This window comes from Nostoc sp. (assembly GCF_036917575.1).
Taxonomy (GTDB): Bacteria; Cyanobacteriota; Cyanobacteriia; order Cyanobacteriales; family Nostocaceae; genus Nostoc.
Window position 1 is genome coordinate 1 of sequence record NZ_JBALDC010000064.1, and the last position, 21,165, is coordinate 21,165.

17 protein-coding genes are annotated in these 21,165 nt (G+C 40.0%); 10 read left to right on the plus strand and 7 right to left on the minus strand.

What is annotated here, in order from left to right:
- The first annotated feature begins 218 nt into the window (after positions 1–218).
- The 5 genes from V7K79_RS18900 (at position 219) to V7K79_RS18920 (ending at position 4,860) form a co-directional block, all read left to right on the plus strand.
- Positions 219–1,247 carry a DEAD/DEAH box helicase family protein gene (locus V7K79_RS18900; RefSeq protein ID WP_335049532.1) on the plus strand — a complete coding sequence of 343 codons (1,029 nt, stop codon included), beginning with the start codon at positions 219–221 and terminating at the stop codon, positions 1,245–1,247.
- A gap of 149 nt (positions 1,248–1,396) precedes the next feature.
- On the plus strand, positions 1,397–2,116 hold the full coding sequence (locus V7K79_RS18905) for a hypothetical protein (RefSeq protein ID WP_335049533.1): 720 nt from the start codon (positions 1,397–1,399) through the stop codon (positions 2,114–2,116).
- Between the two features lie 102 nt (positions 2,117–2,218).
- The gene (locus V7K79_RS18910; RefSeq protein ID WP_335049534.1) at positions 2,219–3,127 is read left to right on the plus strand and encodes a hypothetical protein; all 909 of its coding nucleotides are present in this window, start codon (positions 2,219–2,221) and stop codon (positions 3,125–3,127) included.
- A gap of 299 nt (positions 3,128–3,426) precedes the next feature.
- Complete coding sequence (locus V7K79_RS18915; protein WP_273769333.1) at positions 3,427–3,651, plus strand: hypothetical protein; 225 nt, start codon at positions 3,427–3,429, stop codon at positions 3,649–3,651.
- Positions 3,652–3,912: 261 nt separating this feature from the next.
- On the plus strand, positions 3,913–4,860 hold the full coding sequence (locus V7K79_RS18920; protein WP_335049535.1) for an aldo/keto reductase: 948 nt from the start codon (positions 3,913–3,915) through the stop codon (positions 4,858–4,860).
- Positions 4,861–5,019: 159 nt separating this feature from the next.
- Here V7K79_RS18920 and V7K79_RS18925 read toward each other — a convergent pair whose 3' ends face one another.
- The 3 genes from V7K79_RS18925 to rimO all read right to left on the minus strand — a co-directional run bounded on the left by V7K79_RS18925 (position 5,020) and on the right by rimO (position 8,140).
- Positions 5,020–6,543 carry a DEAD/DEAH box helicase gene (locus tag V7K79_RS18925; protein ID WP_335049536.1) on the minus strand — a complete coding sequence of 508 codons (1,524 nt, stop codon included), beginning with the start codon at positions 6,541–6,543 and terminating at the stop codon, positions 5,020–5,022.
- A 100-nt stretch (positions 6,544–6,643) separates the two neighbouring features.
- On the minus strand, positions 6,644–6,784 hold the full coding sequence (locus tag V7K79_RS18930) for a hypothetical protein (protein ID WP_335049537.1): 141 nt from the start codon (positions 6,782–6,784) through the stop codon (positions 6,644–6,646).
- Between the two features lie 36 nt (positions 6,785–6,820).
- Entirely contained in the window at positions 6,821–8,140 is a 1,320-nt protein-coding gene (gene rimO / locus V7K79_RS18935) for a 30S ribosomal protein S12 methylthiotransferase RimO (RefSeq protein ID WP_335049538.1), read from the minus strand.
- A 760-nt stretch (positions 8,141–8,900) separates the two neighbouring features.
- Here rimO and btpA point away from each other — a divergent pair.
- The 3 genes from btpA (at position 8,901) to V7K79_RS18950 (ending at position 13,295) form a co-directional block, all read left to right on the plus strand.
- Entirely contained in the window at positions 8,901–9,749 is an 849-nt protein-coding gene (gene btpA / locus V7K79_RS18940; RefSeq protein WP_335049562.1) for a photosystem I biogenesis protein BtpA, read from the plus strand.
- Between the two features lie 154 nt (positions 9,750–9,903).
- Entirely contained in the window at positions 9,904–10,887 is a 984-nt protein-coding gene (locus V7K79_RS18945) for a vitamin K epoxide reductase family protein (RefSeq protein WP_335049539.1), read from the plus strand.
- Positions 10,888–11,087: 200 nt separating this feature from the next.
- Positions 11,088–13,295, plus strand: coding sequence for a CHASE2 domain-containing protein (locus tag V7K79_RS18950; protein WP_335049563.1), 2,208 nt, complete (start codon positions 11,088–11,090; stop codon positions 13,293–13,295).
- Between the two features lie 789 nt (positions 13,296–14,084).
- Here the strand turns inward: V7K79_RS18950 and V7K79_RS18955 are convergent.
- The 4 genes from V7K79_RS18955 to V7K79_RS18970 form a co-directional block, all read right to left on the minus strand.
- Positions 14,085–14,213: a hypothetical protein gene (locus V7K79_RS18955; RefSeq protein WP_335049540.1), complete on the minus strand. Its 129-nt coding sequence runs from the start codon at positions 14,211–14,213 to the stop codon at positions 14,085–14,087.
- 201 nt (positions 14,214–14,414) lie between these two features.
- Entirely contained in the window at positions 14,415–16,091 is a 1,677-nt protein-coding gene (gene nadB, locus V7K79_RS18960) for an L-aspartate oxidase (RefSeq protein ID WP_335049541.1), read from the minus strand.
- 185 nt (positions 16,092–16,276) lie between these two features.
- Positions 16,277–16,705: a photosystem II complex extrinsic protein PsbU gene (psbU, locus tag V7K79_RS18965; protein WP_335049542.1), complete on the minus strand. Its 429-nt coding sequence runs from the start codon at positions 16,703–16,705 to the stop codon at positions 16,277–16,279.
- Positions 16,706–17,256: 551 nt separating this feature from the next.
- A complete protein-coding gene (locus V7K79_RS18970; RefSeq protein WP_335049543.1) occupies positions 17,257–18,036 on the minus strand; it encodes a DUF3120 domain-containing protein in 780 nt (259 codons plus the stop codon).
- Positions 18,037–18,481: 445 nt separating this feature from the next.
- On the opposite strand from V7K79_RS18970, the gene V7K79_RS18975 reads away from it, so the two are divergent.
- On the plus strand, positions 18,482–19,306 hold the full coding sequence (locus V7K79_RS18975; RefSeq protein WP_335049544.1) for an undecaprenyl-diphosphate phosphatase: 825 nt from the start codon (positions 18,482–18,484) through the stop codon (positions 19,304–19,306).
- A gap of 211 nt (positions 19,307–19,517) precedes the next feature.
- Positions 19,518–20,843: a TIGR03279 family radical SAM protein gene (locus V7K79_RS18980; protein ID WP_335049545.1), complete on the plus strand. Its 1,326-nt coding sequence runs from the start codon at positions 19,518–19,520 to the stop codon at positions 20,841–20,843.
- Positions 20,844–21,165 lie beyond the last annotated feature (322 nt).

Genomic DNA, 21,165 nt, shown 5'->3' on the forward strand with positions numbered 1-21,165 from the left:
TTGCTAAATGAAGGAGGTCTTGTTATTAAATGGGAGCGTAAGATTAAAAACAAAGGTAATGCTGTTTATTAAATTTAGCTGCGTAGCAGCTTAACTGAGATAGTTGCTTGCTTACCCCTATTCTTTTATCGCTAATACTAGTGTCATAGTTGGCGATCGCTATTTAGATGTAGCATTTACATCCAACTTTTCTCAACTTTACTAAATTTATCAGGGATATGGAAGAAATATTAAACCAATACTGTAAAAAAGATAATCTTGGGCTACTTCTTCTAAGTATGCCAACTGGTTCAGGTAAAACATACATTGTTCTAAAGTTTATATATTATAATTACAAGGAATTTGCCAAGCAAAAGAGAAAAATTCTGTTTATTACTAACCTCAAAAAAAACCTACCCATCGACGAACTCAAAAAACGTTTTATCGCCAATGGAAATGAGGAAGATTTTGAAAAATATGTTCTTTTTATTGATTCTAATGTCGACCCTGTTATCAAAAACTTACTAAACCTTGACCAAAAAATTCCTGATCAATTTAAAAATAAAATATATTTAAAACTCAAGAAATATATAGAAATGCTCCAAAATGAGCAATTACCTAGCGATTTTAAGGAAAATATTCAAACAGATATTCGTAAAAATCTTGAGCCAGCATTCCGAGACATTATTAAAAGAACATTGTCAGAAAATTTTAAAACGAAAAAAGCCCGTCTGTCAGCCGTAAAGAACAATCAAGATTACCAATGGATTGGAGAACTTTATCCCGCAGTATTTACAGATGATAAAACTATTTTATTTCTTAGTATAGATAAGTTCGTTGCTCAAAACACAACACTTATCGAACCATCATATTACTTCTCTGAGCGGTTCATTAATAAATCACTTATTTTTATTGATGAGTTTGATACTACCAAAGAAGCTGTACTAAAAAATATTATTCAATCTGGGTTAGGAAATCGAGTGGATCTTATTGATTTATTCTTAAATATTCATAATCATCTGATGCAAACCGAATGCCCTGAAGTACTTTTACAAGAATCAAAATGGCGAAAGCAGCAACCTTCAAGCAAAAACTGGCTATCTCTACGAGAACAGATTGAATCATTACGAGATAAAGCAAATTATATATTCAAAAAATATCAATTACAGCATATCTGTAAATCTCATGATAATTTTTCAACTAAAGAAAGAAACTTTAAAAACTTAGAACTGATCCTAAATTTGCTAGTGTATCTGCAATTGAGGTAAAACCCCAGGCTGTTTATACTGGAAATGATGAATGTATATGTGAAGTAACACTTGCCCGTTTATTAATTAACTCTCTAGGTTCATCACGATCTAAATTTAAACATCTGCATTTCTCAAATCTGACTGGAGAATTACTTAAAGTCCCTCCATTGACAAATAAGCTTTATGATGCGATTGGCGTTGCTGAAATAACTCTTAGTCGTGATGAGAGCCAAAAAAACGAATTCTTATTGAATGTTAATGTAGCCTCTTATCGAAAAAAGGTTTCTATATTAAAAGAATATAAAGGCACGGGAGAATTAAAAAAAATTCTTAAAAGACCTGAATATGTCTTCCATAGTGGTACAGGAACGCTGAGAAGGCGGCTTCTATCTGACGGTAAAGATACAGATCCTACAAAGTCTTACATACAATGCGGTAAACAAGGTAAAAAGCTTCATACTAATTTCCTTGAATTTAGAAGCATAAATGACTTTGAGAAGAGCCGAGTAGGAATTTTGTATCAAGTCTTCAACAGTATTCAAGAATATCTATCTGAATACATGAGCGTTGATTTTTCTACTATTGAAATTGATCGCAGCATTGAACTCAAAAACACTTTGCTTAAAAGTCCAAAACAACTTCACTCAAAACTGGACGGTCAGGCAATATATATAGTTGATAAAGTTAATGATGAAGATTCTGCTAATTTAGTAATTACGCTGAAAAAAGTTCTTCTTCCTTATATGACTGATGAAAAACTAATTACTGTTGGTAAACGTGATAAAGAAAGCGCTCTAAATTTTAGAATTATACATGATGCCGAATTTTATGAAAAAAGCGGGCAAAAGGACGAATACCTCCCTTCAACAGATAAATTCCAACGATAACATCTGACAATTGAATCAACTAAAATTGTCTCTGAGCCTATTGTTAAAACAATTATAAAGGAACAGCTGATAAAGCGTGATATTAGCTCTCGAATATTAAACTTGTTTGACTGGGGTAAACTTAAACTAAAAGGAATTTGGACTTTTGCTGCTTGGGATGATGATACAAACCACGTAATTTTTATGGAAATTCAACCAAATGGTAATTTTGAATTTTACGAAATAGATGGTCAAGATATATTACTTCACTGGCAAAAGTTTGAGAAATATAGAAAATTCATGACAGAGGGTAGTTCAGGAGATAAAATCGAGAAATTAGAAGGTCTTGTTATTTCTGATGCTGATGATATAAATCAGATATTTATAACTGATGAAATCAGTATTCCTGACCTTTATAAAATTGAAGCTATTCTTAGGGAAGTCGAAACTGAACTTCCCGAAAACAAGCAAAATGGAAATGAGTTAGCTGATATAGTTGAAGAATTTTTACAAGAACCATCTGACCTTGATATTGAAAAATTTAAATTATTATCATTGGAACTTATAAAAATTGGTAGCCAACCTATATCGAAAGGAGATTTTAAGTCTTTAATCGCACAGTATTTGGGAACAACAAGGAAGGTAGGAGACAAGGATATTGATGTCAGTAGTACAAGTGAGGCTACTCGTTTTAGAGATTACCTTCTCGACCAATATCAAATTCGATTGAAGTTCCCCCAGGATAACCAGAGCAAAGAAGATTTATTCGACGCTTCTCTTAACATAAAATATTTTGGTGAAACCGAAAAAGAAGCTTATTACTTTGTTGGAGACCGAAGAGAAAAGGTGAAATTCTCTTTCAAAGATGCCTGTCATCTTCGTAAAATAGTGGCGGTGGATGACTCAAAACTGATATTCAGACAACTCCTTGAAACTATGGATGTTGATTTTGTCCGCACAGGGCAAAGTACCGTAATCCCTTTTCCATTTAAGTATATTAGGGAGTATAAAAGTTTTGGTGTTGCTAAATGACTGTATTAATCAGTATTGATCAACAACAATAACTCTTAGTTTGACGTTAGTTTGACGGATTTTACTTATTTTTCTAACCCCAACACACGGAGAAATATTTTTAAATATACCCAATAGCAAAATTTACTAAAGTTCTCGCATTGCCCTATAACTTTATTGGACGCAATCAAACAACATAAAAATATCAATATTAAAATGTGGTTTTAACTACGCTATTCCATTGAATTAGTAAGATAAACTTTCCCTATGTATGTCATCAAACTATTTACCTTCATCTAGTAACCAAAAAGGCATAAGCAATGAGTAAAGAACCAGTCAAAGTAATATTATGGGAAGAAAATCAAAAAGATTTTCTAAAAAAGTTCTATGATCTCCAATTTACTCCCAGAGTAGGAGAGGAAGTTTACCTAAAAAAGGAGAGATGGAAAGTAACCAGAGTTGAGCATGATTTAGAAATTAGTGAGATTAATGTCTACATGGAATTAATCAAAAAAGCCAAGCAGGATAAATCATCTAATTCATAAATACAAGTAAATACACTCAACTATTATAAAAGGGAGGTTATTAACCTCCCTTTATTCTGAGAATAGTAGATTCTCAGGTGTAATTTGTAAATCTTTATGCAAGCCGCGATGTCTACGACGGGCTACGCCTTCGCACAACAAGAGTTGCGGTCAAGTGCTGACGCACCGGAAACATACTACATCAACTTCCCTATACCCAATTTTGTCTATGACGATAGACTATAAAAGTAAAGAAATGTAAATAAACTAAATTTTGCAACCGTGGAAAACATCACATTGGGGCAAAATGGCCCAGTTGTTACACCCTTGTGCATAGGTACTTGGGCTTGGGGTGATAAACTATTTTGGAATTATGGCGATCGCTATGGTCCAGAACAGTTACAAGAAGCCTTTAACGCAGCCTTAGAAGCTGGTATTACCTTCTTTGATACTGCCGAAGTATACGGAATGGGAAAGAGCGAGACATTTTTGGGACAATTTCTGCAACAGACACAACAACCTGTACAAATCGCCACAAAATTTGGCCCCCTACCGTGGCGATTTACAGCCCAATCCGTCTCTGATGCTTTAACAGCCAGCCTCAAACGGCTACAACTTGAGCAAATCGCCCTGTATCAAGTGCATTGGCCTTTTGCCTTCTTTTTAAGCCAAGAAACTTTGATGAATACTTTAGCGGATGAAGTGAAGCGGGGCAGGATTGGCGCAGTCGGTGTGAGTAATTACTCAACAGAGCAAATGCGAGACGCACATCAAATATTGGCGGTCCGTGGAGTGCCTTTGGCTGTGAACCAAGTACGCTATTCTTTACTCAGTCGCCAAATTGAAAGTAAAGGTATTATCGCAACTGCCCGTGAGTTGGGTGTAACTATTTTGGCTTATAGTCCTTTAGCTCAGGGATTACTTACAGGCAAGTACAGTGTTGATAATGCTGAAACGCCCACTGGTCCGAGGAAAATAGACCCACGATTCAAGAAAGAAGGTTTGCAAAAAATTGCCCCAGTCATATCTTTGCTACGTAGCTTCGGGGAAAAATACGATCGCACCCCCGCCCAAGTTGCTCTTAACTGGTTAATTGCTCAGGGGAATGTTATTCCTATTGCTGGGGTGAAGACAGCCGAACAGGTACGACAGAATGCTGGTGCTTTGGGCTGGACATTGAGCAACGATGAAATTGGAGAGTTAGAACAAGTTAGTCGTCTTTGGCTGTAGTATTTTTAAACCGTCTAAAAAAGCCAAAAAGTCAAGAGTCCAAAGCCAAAATCTTAATTCTTGACTTTTAACTCTCAACTCTCAACTTTGCGAATTTTAGATTTGGATTTTGGATTAAAAGAAAAGTCTAAAATCCAAAATTGATTAACTTCTAATTGACTAAGAAGCTGATTCTCTGGCTGTAGATGAACCTAACTTTTTACTAGGAGATGCAGAATCACGACTTGTCCGCAGTTTGGGCTTGGGAGAAGAATGTCTTTCTTCTTCACCATTGCTGTTATCTGATTTCCACGCCGAACGGGGGCGATCGCTAGAAGATTCACGACGCTTACTGAGTCTTGGTTTGGGAATGGATTCTTCTTGAGGAATTTCCACTTCTGAACTCAACCAAGCGGGACGAGTTTGATCGTAAGCAATTTGCAGTGCAGCTGCGGCGATCGCTTGAGCATCGTATTCTTCGATCAGTTCGCTGACAATTGGCAGGAATGAAGCCAAACGCTCACCCATTAAAGCTTCCCGCACCTGTTCTTGCAATTTCAGGATGTGTCGCGCTTCAATCTGGGCGCGTGTCGGAATCGACAGCAATTGCCAACTTTGGCGGTTATGACGTTCAAATGTTTGCTGCTTACGCCGCTCAAATGGTTGTACTAAAGAAATTGCTGTTCCTTCTTTACCAGCACGACCAGTACGACCAATACGATGGACATAAGTTTCTACGCTATCGGGTAAATCGTAGTTGATCACATGGGAGAGTTGATCGACATCTAACCCGCGGGCTGCAATATCAGTTGCTACTACCCAGCGAACTTGACGATTACGGAATCTGCTTAATAACCGTTCCCGCGCTTGTTGCGACAAGTCACCGTGGTATTCATCAACACTATGACCAGCCGCTTGTAACTGACTGGTGAGTTCTGCGGCTGTGCGTCTGGTGCGGACAAAGATTAAAGCTGTTTCTGGATCTTCCATTTCCAGAATCGGCTGTAAAGCTTTGGCTTTTGTCCAGTGGCGAGGGATCAGGTAAGCTACTTGATTAATCTTGTTAGGAGCGGCTTTTGGCTGTTCAACGGTGACAGTCGCCGGCGATCGCAAGAACTTGTTCACCAACATCCGAATCGATGGTGGCATTGTTGCCGAGAATAAAGCTGTTTGGCGTTCTACGGGCGCTTGCGAGAGGATTTTTATCACATCGTCGATAAAACCCATACTCAACATTTCATCAGCTTCATCCAATACAAACCACTTGACTTGATCGAGCTTTAAACAGCCGCGATCAAGCAAATCGATCACCCGTCCGGGAGTACCCACGACCATGTGAACGCCACGTTTGAGTTGTAACATTTGACGGTCAATTGATTGACCACCATAGATTGCTAACACCCGCAATCCTTCATTACCGATGAATTGGGCGATCGCATCGTGGACTTGCATCGCTAATTCACGAGTTGGTGTTAAAACTATGGCTTGCACGGCTTTTTGATTAACATCAAGCCGCTCTAAAATTGGCAGTGAAAATGCTGCGGTTTTGCCTGTTCCAGTTTGAGATTGACCGACCACATCACGACCGGCAAGCAATTGGGGAATTGCTTGCACTTGAATGCTAGTTGGTTCTGTAAAACCAATTTTTTCTAGTTGTTCGACACGTTCTTGGGAAATACCTAATTCTTGAAATGAAAGAGTCATTAATTCGTCCTAAATTTTATCTAAGGATTTTTGGATTAGTCATTTAGTCATTAGTTATCAGTCATTAGTCATTAGTCATTAGTCATTAGTTATTGGCTACTTAATCAGCCAAGGGCGATAGCAAAGCCTCAAATCTTGGAGAAGCTATACCCACGAGTTCCCGAATTTCAGGTAAACCCTCATGAAAACTGCCTTTAATGCAGCGTTGATCTGGGGATAAGGGTGAATCTGTAAGGGTCATTTCACAAAAGACAAAGGACAAAAGACAAAAGACAATTTAGTTATTGACTACTTGACCATAGAGGTCGTATGTATCAGCGTGGTGAATCGCTATTGGCACGATGGTTCCTAATTTTGCCTGGCCTTTGACATACACCAGACCATCAACCTCTGGGGAAAATCTACCTGAACGACCGATTAATTCACCACTTTCAGGATTTTCTTGCTCAATCAGGACATCAACAATTTTGCCTACTTCCTGTTGATTTTTCTTTTGAGAAATCGGTTGCTGGATTTCCATAATTTGGCCTTGGCGCTCGTCCATTACCAATTGAGGCAACTGATTTGGCAATTTGTAAGCTGGGGTTCCTTCTTCTGAAGAAAAGGTGAAGACACCAACATGGTCAAATTCATGCCGTTGAACAAACTCTAGTAGATGCTTAAAATGCTCTTCAGTTTCTCCTGGGAAACCAACAATAAATGTTGTCCGCAGTACGGCTGTTGGTAGCGCCGTTTTGATGCGATCTATAATCCCATCATTTACATGTCCTTGCCAAGGACGGTTCATGGAGCGGAGAACATCTGGGTGAGAATGCTGTAATGGCAAATCCAGGTAAGGCAAAACGTTGGGAGTTTCTTGGATCGCCGCTATCACATCTGGGGTCAGTCCCGTGGGATAAGCGTAATGCATTCTGATCCACGGTATATCTACTTTCCCCAAAGCGCGAAGTAATTCGGCTAATTTTGGCTTACCGTAAATATCTAGACCGTAGTTAGTAGTGATTTGGGAAATTAGAATAATTTCCTTTACCCCTTGACTAACTAACTGCTCCGCTTCGGCGACGATAGATTCAATAGTACGCGATCGCTGCTTTCCTCGAAGATGAGGAATTATACAAAATGCACAACGATAATCGCATCCTTCCGCAATCCGGAGGTAAGCAACACCCTCCGTTGTAGTACGGTAGCGCGGTGTAGTTTCGTCAGCAATGTAGGTTGGCTCTATACTAACCTGTTTGACCCGCTCGCCAAGTTCAACACGTTCAATTACATTTACAATTTTGTGATAATCGCCTGTACCCACAACGGCTACTGCTTCAGGCAACTCTTCCAAAAGCTGTTCTTGGAAGTGTTGCGCCATACAGCCAGTGATTACGATCTTTTTATTTGCCTCTGCCAGTTCTACTAAAGTTCTGACAGATTCTTGCCGGGCCGCTTCAATAAAACTACAAGTATTAACAATAACGTAATCTGCTAACTCTTCATTTGTATCTACACCGTAGCCTGCTTCTACGAGCATTCCCAGCATGTGTTCTGTATCAATTCGATTTTTCTCGCAGCCCAAGTGAGAAATGGCAATCGTTGGCTTGTCACCCATATTTTGAAAATATCTTCATTTTTTTTTCTTGTAGTCAAACATTTCTGCACTCATTTCGCTTTTTTGCGATTGTTATCCTTCTAATAACAGTACAGCCGCAGATTCTCACTGTCAGCAATTGTCCATCCATAGAGTTTTGACTCTATTAATGATAAAAATAGAGGTCATGTTATGATATTCTTATCAATCTGTTCCCCAGGGTGAACTGAAGTGTCTTTGGGTACATTTGACACTTGTAATGTTTTTTAACAATCCGCCTATTGGTATTTTACATTACCACAGCGTGTGCGTTGTTAATCTACCCATCGGGAAGCCGCCCAAAGGGCTTGTTGTGAGAAGTCGCTACCCTCAGGGAAATCGACGAAAGCGACTACGCTTGATAAAGCAGTAATGCTACCCTGGCGATTGGCAAGTCATACGACAGTGCGCGGACAAGATACCTAAACCACGGAAAGCTGCCTTGCGTCTAGTGAGTGGCAAACTCCTCTTGTAGCCAGGTTTTATCTTAACATATCTTATGGGAGGTTTGACGCCAATTTCCATCTGAGGAAAGAGGCAATAAACCGACTATCATAAAACACATTTGACTAGTTAATGAAAAGTCAAGAGTCAAGAGTCAAGAAAAGCCAGTCACGTGCGGAGTTTTTCCCGTTGAAGAGCCACCTCTGTAAACAGGTTCTCTGCTTTGAGAAAAGTGGTGTTGAACTGGCATTCAATAGTCAAAAAATGGACTCTGGACTGTGCGAGGCGGATTAAAGACGTGGACTTATATCAGATATTTAAAACTCGTTCACCAATTATTGGCGTGGTTCACCTGCTACCACTGCCTACTTCACCCCGTTGGGGAGGTAGTTTAAAAGCGGTGATTGACCGCGCCGAACAAGAAGCCGCAGCCTTGGCAAGTGGAGGTGTTGACGGTTTAATTATCGAGAATTTTTTCGACGCGCCGTTTACTAAAAACCAAGTCGATCCAGTGGTTGTGAGTGCCATGACCATTGTGGTGCAGCGGATACAGAATTTGCTGACTTTACCTATAGGCTTAAATGTTTTGCGAAACGATGCCAAAAGTGCAATAGCGATCGCTAGTTGTGTACAGGCGCAATTTATCCGCGTTAACGTCCTCACAGGGGTGATGGCAACCGACCAGGGATTAATTGAGGGAGAAGCTTATCAACTACTCCGCTATCGACGGGAGTTGGGCTGTGATGTTAAAATCCTGGCCGATGTGTTGGTGAAACACGCTCGTCCTTTGAGTTCTCCAAATCTCACAGTCGCTGTGAAAGACACCATTGAAAGGGGTTTAGCAGACGGAGTGATTTTATCGGGCTGGGCTACTGGTAGTCCTCCTAACTTAGAAGATTTGGAACTAGCTTGTGGTGCAGCAAAGGGTACGCCAGTGTTCATCGGTAGTGGGGCCAATTGGGAAAATATTGATACATTGATGCAGGCAGCAGATGGTGTAATAGTTTCCAGTTCCCTGAAACGTCATGGACGCATAGAGCAACCAATTGACCCAATTCGCGTCAGCCAATTTGTGGAAGCCGCACGTCGCAATTGGAACTCCAAAGGTGAAAGCAAATCAGCAGAACAAGTGAAGTTACATTCTTAAAGGGAGAATGGGGATTGGGGACTAGGGACTAGGAGGTAGGAAGACATAAAGGACAAGTTACTCCTTTGTCTCTTCCCAATCCCCAATCCCCAATCCCCAATCCCCAATCCCTAATCCCCAGTCCCCAGTCCCCAATCCCCAGTCCCCAATATTTATGATTCGCCGTCGTTCTACTCCTTGGATTCATAAATGGTCACGTCCATTGATTGCCGCGATCGCTGGATGTGGTGCCCTGATAACAGGTTATCTCACCATAGAAAAGTTAACAGGAGGCAGTGCCGCTTGTGTGGCCCAGGCTGGTGCTAAGGGCTGTAATGATGTGCTTTCTAGTCCTTGGGCAACGGTTTTTGGTCAGCCATTAGCTTTGTTTGGGTTTTTGGCATATACCAGTATGGTGATATTGGCTTTGGCTCCCTTGCTATCCAACTCAGGGGAAAACAATAACCGCAAACAATTAGAAAATTTGACGTGGTGGCTGCTGCTGGTGGGTGCGATCGCTATGTCTGTTTTTAGCGGTTACTTAATGTATGTGCTGACATCTCAAATCAAAGCTGTTTGTCCTTACTGTATTGGTTCAGCTTTGTTCTCCCTCAGTCTTTTGGTACTAACGATTATCGGTCGGACTTGGGAGGATATTGGACAAATCTTCTTTACAGCCTTGATTGTAGGGATGGTAACGCTGATTGGTACTTTAGGCGTTTATGCTGGCGTCAATCAATCAAATGTTACACCTGAAACTCCTGGACAACCCACAAAAATTACCTTCACTCCCAAGGAAAACCCTAACCCAGCATTCGGTTGGGAAGTTACCACTACTTCTGGTGAAGCAGAAATAGCCTTAGCACGCCATCTGGCGAAGGTAGGCGCGAAGGAATATACTGCTTATTGGTGTCCTCACTGTCATGAACAAAAGCTGCTTTTTGGTAAAGAGGCCGAAGAAGTAATCAACAATGATGTTAAGGTAGAGTGCGCCTCCGATGGACTCAAAGCTCAAACCGAACTTTGTAAAGCCGCAAAAATCGAAGGCTTTCCCACTTGGATCGTTAATGGTAAAAGCTATAGCGGAGTCCAAAGCTTAGAAGAACTAGCGAAAGTTTCTGGTTACACAGGACCTCGTAATTTCAAGTATTTTAAGTAAAGTACCTACACTGACCTTCAGTAGTTTACGCCTCATGGTCAACTGGATGAATACAGTAAAATCTGTTTCTAGTTGGCTTTTTTGTTTTTAGCAACGGATATATAGGTCTTATCCAAATTTAGCTCCTACTTGAGCTATGTTAGTCCGATAGTTAATAGCTATAGGAAATAGAGAATACTTTTGCCTATTAGGTGATGGAAATAAATCAGCAGCTAGGCAAGCGTTTTGTGAAGTTAATCTTTACACTGAAACAATCGCTTAGTCGAGGACACAGAGAATTGATTACTGCGGCCGCCAGCGTTGTAGTCTGGGTCCTGCTTTTGCACTCCATTGGATTATTACAATCTTTTGAGTTGGCAGCTTTGGATCAATTTTTCCGCTTACGTCCAAATGAACCGCCAGAAGACCGGATTACGATTGTAGCGATTGATGAGGCCTATTTAAACGAAGTACGTTCGTGGCCAATTCCAGATGCGAATATTGCCCAGTTGTTGCAAAAATTAAATGTCTACAAACCCCGTGCTATTGGCTTAGATATCTACAGAAATTTGCCAGTAGAACCTGGTACTCAAGAATTGCATAATACTTATAAGTCAACACCCAACTTAATTGGTATTGAATTACTAGCAAATGACAAAAACAAAAACTTGAGTGTTTCGCCTCCACTGGGACTGAATCAGGAGCAAGTGGGCTTTAATAACGTGCTGTATGACTCTGATGTTATAGCACGTCGCAGCTTGTTGTATTGGCACGTTGATAATCAGGTACATGAAAGTTTTGCCCTGAAGTTGGCTTTATTGTATTTAAAGTCAAAGGGAATTACTCCCAAAAAAGCAGAAAGTAACCCGGAGTATTTGCAATTGGGTAAGGCAGTATTTACTCGTTTTCAGGCTAATGATGGTGCTTATGTGGGAGCTGATGATAAAGGCTACCAAATTTTAAGCAATTTTCCCAAACCTAAATGTCAAACTTCATCTGAGCAACTTTGTAGTTTTCACCAGGTATCGATGAGAGATGTACTGGCAGATAAAGTCAAACCAAACTTAATTAAAGATCGGATTATACTTATTGGCTCCACTACACCCAGTCTTCCAGATGTTGTATTTATTCCCTACTCCAGCAGTCTAATGGGTATAGGAAAGCCTGTACCTGGTATTGAATTGCAGGCTTATTTTATTAGTCAGTTAATCTCTGCTGCTGTTGATGGAAGATTATTACTCAAAGTTTGGCCTGACTTGGTGGAATACTTGTGGATTTTTGTTTGGTCTTATCTGGGAGCCGTAACGATATGGTGGATACGAAACGCAATTGGAAGTCTCTACTGTATCCTAGTTTCTTGCTTTGTATTGACCGTGAGTACGTACCTTGCTTTCTTGTCTGGTTGGTGGATACCTCTGGTTCCCTCACTGGTTTGCTTTGGCATTTCAGCTATTTGGATGACTAGTCGTATTGCTCACATGCAGCAAGAGTGGAAACGTTCCAAAGAATTCTTGTATCACGTTATCAACACGATTCCTGATCCAATTTTTGTGAAAAATGAACAACACCAGTGGATTGTTTTAAATGAGGCGTATTGTCGATTTATCGGTTACGCAAATAAGTTATTAATTGAAAAGTCAGATTATGACTTTTTCCCAAAACATGAAGCTGATGTGTTTCGACAACAGGACGATCTTGTTTTTCGGACTCAGCAACCCCAGGAACATGAAGAAGAATTTACAAATGCCGATGGTCAGACTCATAAAATTGCCACTAAGCGATCGCTCCACAAAGACTCAGCTGGCAATTTCTTTTTAGTTGGTGTCATCCGAGATATTACTCAGCGCAAGATAATCGAAGAACAGCTTAAGCGTACTGCTGCTGAACTATTCCACTCTAATAATGAATTTAAACTCAAAGAAGACCACTTACGTTATTTAGCGTATCACGACCCCCTTACCGGTTTATTCAATCGCAAATTTTTTGCCGAACAACTTTACAAGTCTTTACATTGGGCACAACACAATAACTTATTGCTGGGACTGTTGTTTATCGATCTAGATGGCTTTAAGCAAGTCAATGATACTTTAGGACACAAGACGGGCGATCGCTTGTTAATGACTATTGCTGAAAGACTCAGCAGCTCTTTACGCGCTAGTGATACAGTTTCTCGTTTGGGTGGCGATGAATTTACTGTGATTTTACAGGCAATTCCTGATGTCCAAATAGCTGCTCAAGTCGCCGAAAAAATTTTAAGCAGTATTACCAAGCCAATTGTTTTGGACGGCTATACAATCCGAGTCTCTGCCAGTATTGGCATTAGTGTTTACCCATACAACAGTCTAGATAGTGAAACTTTGATAAAACAAGCTGATGCAGCAATGTACCGTGCCAAGCGTTTGGGTAAAAATCGCTACGAGTTTGCTTAATTAGTCAAGAGTCAAGTCTCCAGGTTTTATCACTTTAGTTAAAATTGTTACCTCTAAATTCGGAATTTGGACTGGAGATACGTCTAAGGCACTGTCTTGAAAAAATATAGCCTATATCCTGCAAAGTATATTTTTAGCCAAGATATATACACAGTAATGTTTTTGGGCTTGAAAACTAAACTTTATAATTTATATCAAAAAGCAATCAGTTATCTAAAATAAATATAAAAATCTTTATTGTATTTTTATAATACATATTATCTTATACTTGTACTGACCTTGCTATTACGTACCTATTTAAATTTTAAAATTCTTTTGATGTTATAAGTGTGTTGTTTTATCTTTATAATTTTTTAACAATCAAATTTAAAGTATACACAAAAGTAAGTACTATTTCATATTTTTTTGAAATTGTAGTTTTTCAAACATAGTGTTTATACTTAAATAAATTAAGATATTATTAATAAATGATGAATTAAGCAAAATAGTTGTTGTAAATCATTGACATATCTAACCTGAGACTGATGCAAAAATTGCCTATTAAGAATACCACTTAAGTATAAAGACTATTTAATTTCGGCAAACTAAGGTTAACTGACAAGCAAATACCACAATAATTTGTACAGTAACAGCAATAATTTCATAAAGTTAAAATACTTTTTTCAACATCTCAGTAAATACACGCAAGCAATTCAAAAGACATCTTGAGATAAAAAGCTAGTAATTTTACTTAAAAAAGATGAAAACTAACTTCCGAATCACAAAGTTTATAATATTCTGCATAGGTGCTTATATACTGCTCCCAAAAATTGCCGCTTGTACAGGTATATTCAGTACTGCAAGCGCTAATTCTTTTGGCCCTACTAGCAGTAATACCTTAATCGCCCATAAGGTCAATTCTCCAAATTTAAAAGACATATACATTCCACCAAATAATGGTGGCCCCGACAGTCATAATGGTAGCGGCACCCGCTGATGGCAATTCTGAATTTTAGATTGTGGTAAGGCAGCACAATCAGGTAGTTACCGTCTTGAACACACATCCTTTACTTCGCAGTTCATTGCAAGATGTTGTGTCTTAGGGTTACGAAAACTGTCAGGCTTTTTAAGGTAGTTTATTCAAGACAATAGTGGAGATTTCCACCAATAATTTGTTTGTACAAGTGTGTGGACTTGCCAATTTGAGTCTGGTTGAGGATAATCTAAACGGAAGTGTCCGCCTCGGCTTTCGGTTCTAAAAGCAGCACTTTTGAGAATTAAATCAGCTACATCTAATAAATTGCGGGTTTCTGCCCAAAGTCCCAATTGCCGTTCGACATCTGGTAGGTCAAAACTAGCGGGTTCTACTGGACGTAAAGCAAGCAAGAATTGACTTAAAGGCAAGGCAGCGAAATCTTGCTGCCAAGATTCTATAGTGGCGATCGCAATTTCCAGCCTTGATTGCTCCCGACAAATACCAGCACTTTCCCATACTAGACGCGGTAACTTCTCCCTGAGTGCTTCTAGCTGTGCTTGTTGGATGTGCCACTCACTAACATCAGGACTAAATTTGCGTAACGGCAGCACTGGTGTTTCTGACGGCATTCCAATATTTTCCAACTCAATATTAGCCATCTGGGCCCCAAACACAATACATTCCAGCAGGGAATTACTAGCAAGGCGATTTGCCCCATGCACACCGGTACTAGCGGTTTCACCTACTGCGTACAAATTGGGGATATTTGTGCGATTCATTAGATCCGCAACAATACCACCCATCCAGTAATGGGCAGCTGGCGCTACAGGAATTGGTTCGTGGAAAACATCAATGCCCCAATGCTGACAAACTTTGACGATATTGGGAAAGCGGTGACGAATCTTGTCTTCGGGGATGGGGCGCATATCCAACCACACATGGGCAGTAGCCAAATCAAGCGCGGTACGTTGCAAATGGCTAAAAATTGCTCTACTTACGATATCTCTCGGCGCAAGTTCACCCGCAGGGTGGTAGTCAAAGGTAAAACGCCGCCCTTCATTATCGATAAGATGTGCCCCCTCGCCGCGTACAGCTTCGCTGATCAAGAAGTGATCAGCACCAGGTTTAGTAAGGGCGGTGGGGTGAAATTGGACAAATTCTAAATCGCAGAGGATAGCCCCAGCCCGAGCTGCGATCGCTACCCCATCACCTGTACTCACAGCCGGGTTAGTGGTTTGGGCAAATACCTGACCACCGCCGCCTGTTGCCAGTACCACAGCACCAGCTCTTATCCAGGTGATTTTACCTTGATAAAACAGGCTAATTCCTTGACAACAACCAGTTTCAGGTTCAATCCACAAACTTAAAGCTAAAGCTTGCTGAATGACTTGAATATTTTGGCGACGTAATACTTGGGCTGTGAGGGTAGTAGTAACTTCTCTACCTGTGGTGTCCGCAGCGTGAAGAACACGGCGACGAGAATGAGCTGCTTCCAAAGTTAAAGCTAGAGCTTGACCATGACGGTCAAAAGCGACCCCCAAGTTAACTAGGGATTGAATGCAGCTAGGGGCATGTTGGGCGAGAAATTCCACAGCGGTGCGATCGCATAAACCTGCACCAGCCTGGATCGTATCTTCAATGTGCAGTGTTGGAGAATCTTCTGGAGCGATCGCTGCGGCAATGCCACCTTGGGCCCAATCGCTGGCAGACAAAGCAACGGTTTCTTTGGTAATCAAACCGACTCGTAAGGATTCTGGTAAACAGAGCGCTGTGTATAGTCCGGCAGCACCAGCGCCGACTACTAAAACATCAAATTGGCTAGGAATATCTATCTGAGACAAGGTAATGCGGGAGAAAGGGGAGCAGGGGAGCAGGGGAGCAGGGCAGGGGAGGTAGGGAGGAAAAAATTTTATCTTTGTCTTTCTTGTCCCCCTTGTCCTCCTTGTCGCCCCTTATCTGTAATAAAATACTCCCACTCCCTAGAATCAGGAGTGGGCTGCTATTTGCTACATAAACTGCAATTCAGTTATCTGTAGATACCGTTGTTAAAGCGATCGTCTCCTTCATTGAAGGCAGGCTCTAGTTCTGTCACGGTAAATTTATCGAGGTTGGTTTGCAGGGTTTGTTTTTGGCGATCGCTCAATCCTGGAAGATCCAATACATCCTCTACCTTTTCGTAGGGAGCATTGGTGATAATTTTCTTAGCCAAGCTAGGATAAAGCCCTGGGAACTGTTGAAAAGCTCGGACGTTGGTATTATTCAAATCAATTTTTTTACCAAACTCCGTTTTTAGTTTAGCGTCTGCCCGATTCTGCCGCTCAATTGCCAGAACTGGGACTTGGGGAAAAGCAAAACTGTTGAAACTAGCAGCTTGGGCTATTTGAGTTGTTCCCAACCATCCCCAGCAACTAAGTAACAAACTAAACACTGTTAATAAACGCGCCAATCCTTTCACGATTTTTTTACCTCTTTCCATCAAACAGAAATAAAAGTTTTAAGCCAACAGCAGTCATTAGTCATTGATCATTAGTCATTAGTCATTGGTCATTGGTCATTTGTAAAGGACAACTGACAAGGGACGAAGGACAACTGACAACTGACAAGGGACAAAGGACAAAAGCTGATAGCTTAGTCAACACAGCAGTCATCAGAAACTAATATACAGCGTATTAATATCCACAATATTTACGGTTACTGGGTTTGACTGTACTTTTGCCAAAAATTTTCATCGTGGAAAGAGTGCTTGCATAGCTGCAATAGTGTTGTATCCACAATCACGGTAGCCATTCCTCGCTAGGCGAAATCTTTTCGGGTTGGCTGATTCTACCTCCCAAACAGACACCAAACTTACGATTTCTATAATCAAAACCTTATTAAAAAAGACTTGATGCTGATGGATTTTATGTAATATTTCTTAACTAATTGATTGTCTACAGCATCATTTTTGATGTGTCGTAGATTGGGCAAAGAAAAGTTTCGGTAAGAGAAGTCTATCTCCTGCCTGCTTCACGCGGCGATCGCAGCTAACAAAAATAGGCTATCTACCAAAATTGTGCTTAAAACTGCGCCACCAAAGGCATACCAGTGTTTTTCATTTCGACCTAAAGCTGAAATTCCTACTGTTAATAGCACTACAGCGAGAATTATCGCCCAAGTTTGTCCCCAAGGTGCTTGTACTTGCATGAGAGCATTTTGTAAGATTTGTGGTACTACATCTGCATCTACTCTCATGATTTGCCGCCAATAAGGTATCAAATCTACTATATAAAAATATATATCTGTTAAAACTGTACCGAGTAAAGAACCTAAATAAAACCAGTTACCTACCTTGCCCCAATTCTTCGCCAGACACCAACAAGCAAATGGTAAACCGATAAACTCCACCGGCAGATGCCATAAAGGTTCCCAACGTAACCAGCCCCAGTAAATCGCTCCTGCTAACCAACTCCAGCTAAACCCCAAAAGTAAATCCCCCCAGACATAAGTTGCAGGACGTGACATTAAGGCAAAACTTAGCCATACCCAAAATCCTGTCAGCGCTAAACTCAGACTTGGTAGCGATCGCACTATTGGCGCTTCTATAAATACTGGCACCGATACCAAAAACACTGCCGCCGCAAACACTAACCAACTTTGTCGGGCAGAAATAGATAAGGGAAGAGAGGGAGAAAAGGAGAGTGTAGACTCTAATTGCCTGATACCCTTCAACCCAGTATCAGCTAAATCCAACTCAGTATCAATAGAGGGGGTAGAAACGCTGTAAGAGGACAGTGTATTATTAACCAAAGTTTTTAATATTTGTTACTAAAATTTATTTTACTTAATATACCATACTTTAAAATCCCCCCCTGGGGCATTTTAATTATACTGAAATTTTCAGGAGCCTTAGCGCAAACTAAACAAAACATTCTCTGCCAAAGGAATCTATTAAAGTTGCACTATGTATATAACTGCTGTGTAGTTCTTTGTAAATAGGAGACTACAGAGAAGTGAGAGTAAAATTTAACAGTTAAAAGTGAACTGGTACTCAGTCCGCTAAATATTAAAGTTTGATGAATTGATAAAATTTCGTTGACTTATTGAGATGGGTGTAAGAACATAGTCAGCGTCTTCGATGATGTTATTGATTGGGAAAATTGAATTTTCTACAAGATTGGGTGTAATAAAGAGTATATAAAACAACATCATCTCAAGAATAATGTCTAAAACACGAAAAAGGTATTAATTGCAGATGGAGTTTATTCAAGCTTTTATTTTGGGTATTGTTCAAGGTATTACAGAGTTTTTGCCAATCAGTAGTACTGCACATCTTATAATTTTTACCAAGCTATTTGGTTGGAAAGAACTAGGTTCTAAAGATTTTGTTGATGCGATTCAATTTGGTAGTGTTATCGCAATTGTAGGGTATTTTTGGTCGCTAATTTATAGTATTACCAAAGGTGGAATCGAAGCATTAATAGCCAAAGACTGGCAGCGCGAAGAATGGAAGATTCTTGTCGGGATTGTAGTCGGAACACTGCCTGCTTTAATTTTCGGCTTTCTTTTGAAAGATATTTTACCTGAAAGTGCATTAATTATTGGCATTATGTCAATTATCATGGCACTTATACTAGCTTTGGCAGAAAAAATTGGCACTCGTAAGCGAGGTTTTGAGTCATTGCAGATTCAGGATGGTATTTTGGTTGGATTGGGACAAACACTTGCTTTGATTCCGGGCGTTTCTCGTTCTGGTTCGACGTTAACTACTGCCTTATTTTTAGGATTAGAACGCGCTACAGCAGCAAAATTCTCATTTTTGTTAGGGTTTCCAACTCTTACGATTGCGACGCTGTATAAAAGCTTGAAAATATTCAAGTTGTTTCAAGCTCACCAGTTGCCAGATAACATTGTTGCACTGTTAATTGTAGGAATTATTTCAACTTTGATTTTTTCCTATTTATCAATTGCATTTTTGATCAAATACTTAGCAACCAAAAACACTTTGATTTTTGTATGGTATAGATTAGCATTTGGTAGTGCGATCTTACTAGCGATCGCAGCAGGTTGGAAAGGATAATAGTCATTAGTCATTTGTCCTTTGTCCAAAGCAAATGACTATAGCGACCGCTCGTTTGTATGCAGTACAATCTAACCTCACTTCCATTCCTCTCTCCTAAAAAGAGAGAGGCTTTGAATTTTACTCTTCAACACGAGTAGGGAAGGGGCTGAGGTTAAGTCTGTATTAGACTCAACTAAGAAACGCTATAATACCCAATGCCCCATTCCCCATGACTACCATTCATCCTGCCCGAATTACCAAGGTTCTTCCAGACTCAATAGCCGCAGAGATTGGTTTTGAAGCTGGGGATGCGATCGTTGCAATTAATGGTACACGCCCCCGCGATTTAATTGATTATCAGTTTTTGTGTGCTGATGAAGTCTTGGAATTAGAAGTTTTAGACGTTGCTGGTAAAACTCATAGCCTGGAAATCGAAAAAGATTACGACCAAGACTTAGGGCTAGAATTTGAAACTGCCCTATTTGATGGCTTAATTCAGTGCAATAATCACTGTCCATTTTGCTTTATCGACCAACAGCCACCAGGTAAGCGCACCAGCTTGTACTTTAAAGACGACGATTACCGCCTAAGCTTTTTGTATGGCTCTTATCTTACCCTGACCAATTTGCCAGAAAGAGAATGGCGGCGGATTGAACAAATGCGCTTATCTCCGTTATATGTTTCTGTTCATGCCACAGAGCCGGAAGTTAGAATTAGACTGCTGAAAAATCCCCGTGCGGGACAAATCTTGCAACAACTCAAGTGGTTTCAAAAAAGACGGCTACAAATTCATGCTCAAGTAGTTGTTTGTCCTGGTATAAATGATGGCGAACACCTGGAACAAACCCTAAAAGATTTAGCATCCTTTCATACTGGTGAAGTGCCTGCGGTAGCATCGGTAGCAATTGTACCAGTCGGATTGACAAGGTTTCGGCCTCCAGAAGACGAACTTACACCCGTAACCAGAGAAAAAGCGAAAGAAGTGATTTCTCAAGTGCGAACATTTTCGCAACAATTTCGGCAAAAGTTTTCCTCTAGCGTCGCTTGGTTAGCTGATGAGTGGTTTTTGATTGCAGGTGAGCAATTACCGAGCGAATCTGAATATGAAGAGTATCCTCAAATTGATAATGGTGTTGGTTCAATTCAATTGTTTATCAAGCAATTTGCAGCCGCTGCAACAGAATTACTACCGCCAAAAGTTTATCCTCAGAGAAAATTAACTTGGGTAGTAGGCAACGCAGTAGAAAACGCCTTTCAACCTATCTTGAAACGGTTAAATTCTATTGAAGGTTTAAAAGTAGATATGCGTGCTTTATGTAGCGATTATTGGGGACAGAATATTACTGTCACTGGATTACTTACGGGTCATGATTTGCTGTTGAACTTACAAGGACAAGATTTGGGAGACGGAATTTTACTGCCAAATGTAATGCTCAAACATGGTGAATTGGTATTTTTAGATGATATGAGTATTCAAGAATTAGCCTGTAAATTGGAGACGAAAATCTTCCCAGTAGGAGGAGTTGAAGATTTAATCAATACCTGTATCCTTTAAGCTTTTTTTGTTAACTCTTTAGTTTATAGCGATTGCCAGGTAAATGAAGTACATATCAAAATGCTCCTCCAATCTTTATTATTACCAAGGAGAAGGGTTGCAGGAGAGATTAAGCTGTAGAGCGTTTTTATTAGAAAATACTAGAGATAATTTAACTGCGTTATGCAAGGTCTTTTTGCTTACTACTTTAACTTTACTTACTCTAAGCCTTTGAATATAAACTCCTTTTTGTTGTATTCAAGCATTTAAATGTTAAATTCAAAATTTACAAATTAAAGTTTGTAAATTTATTGCTTTTTTTCCCGTTTAATTAATTATGAAT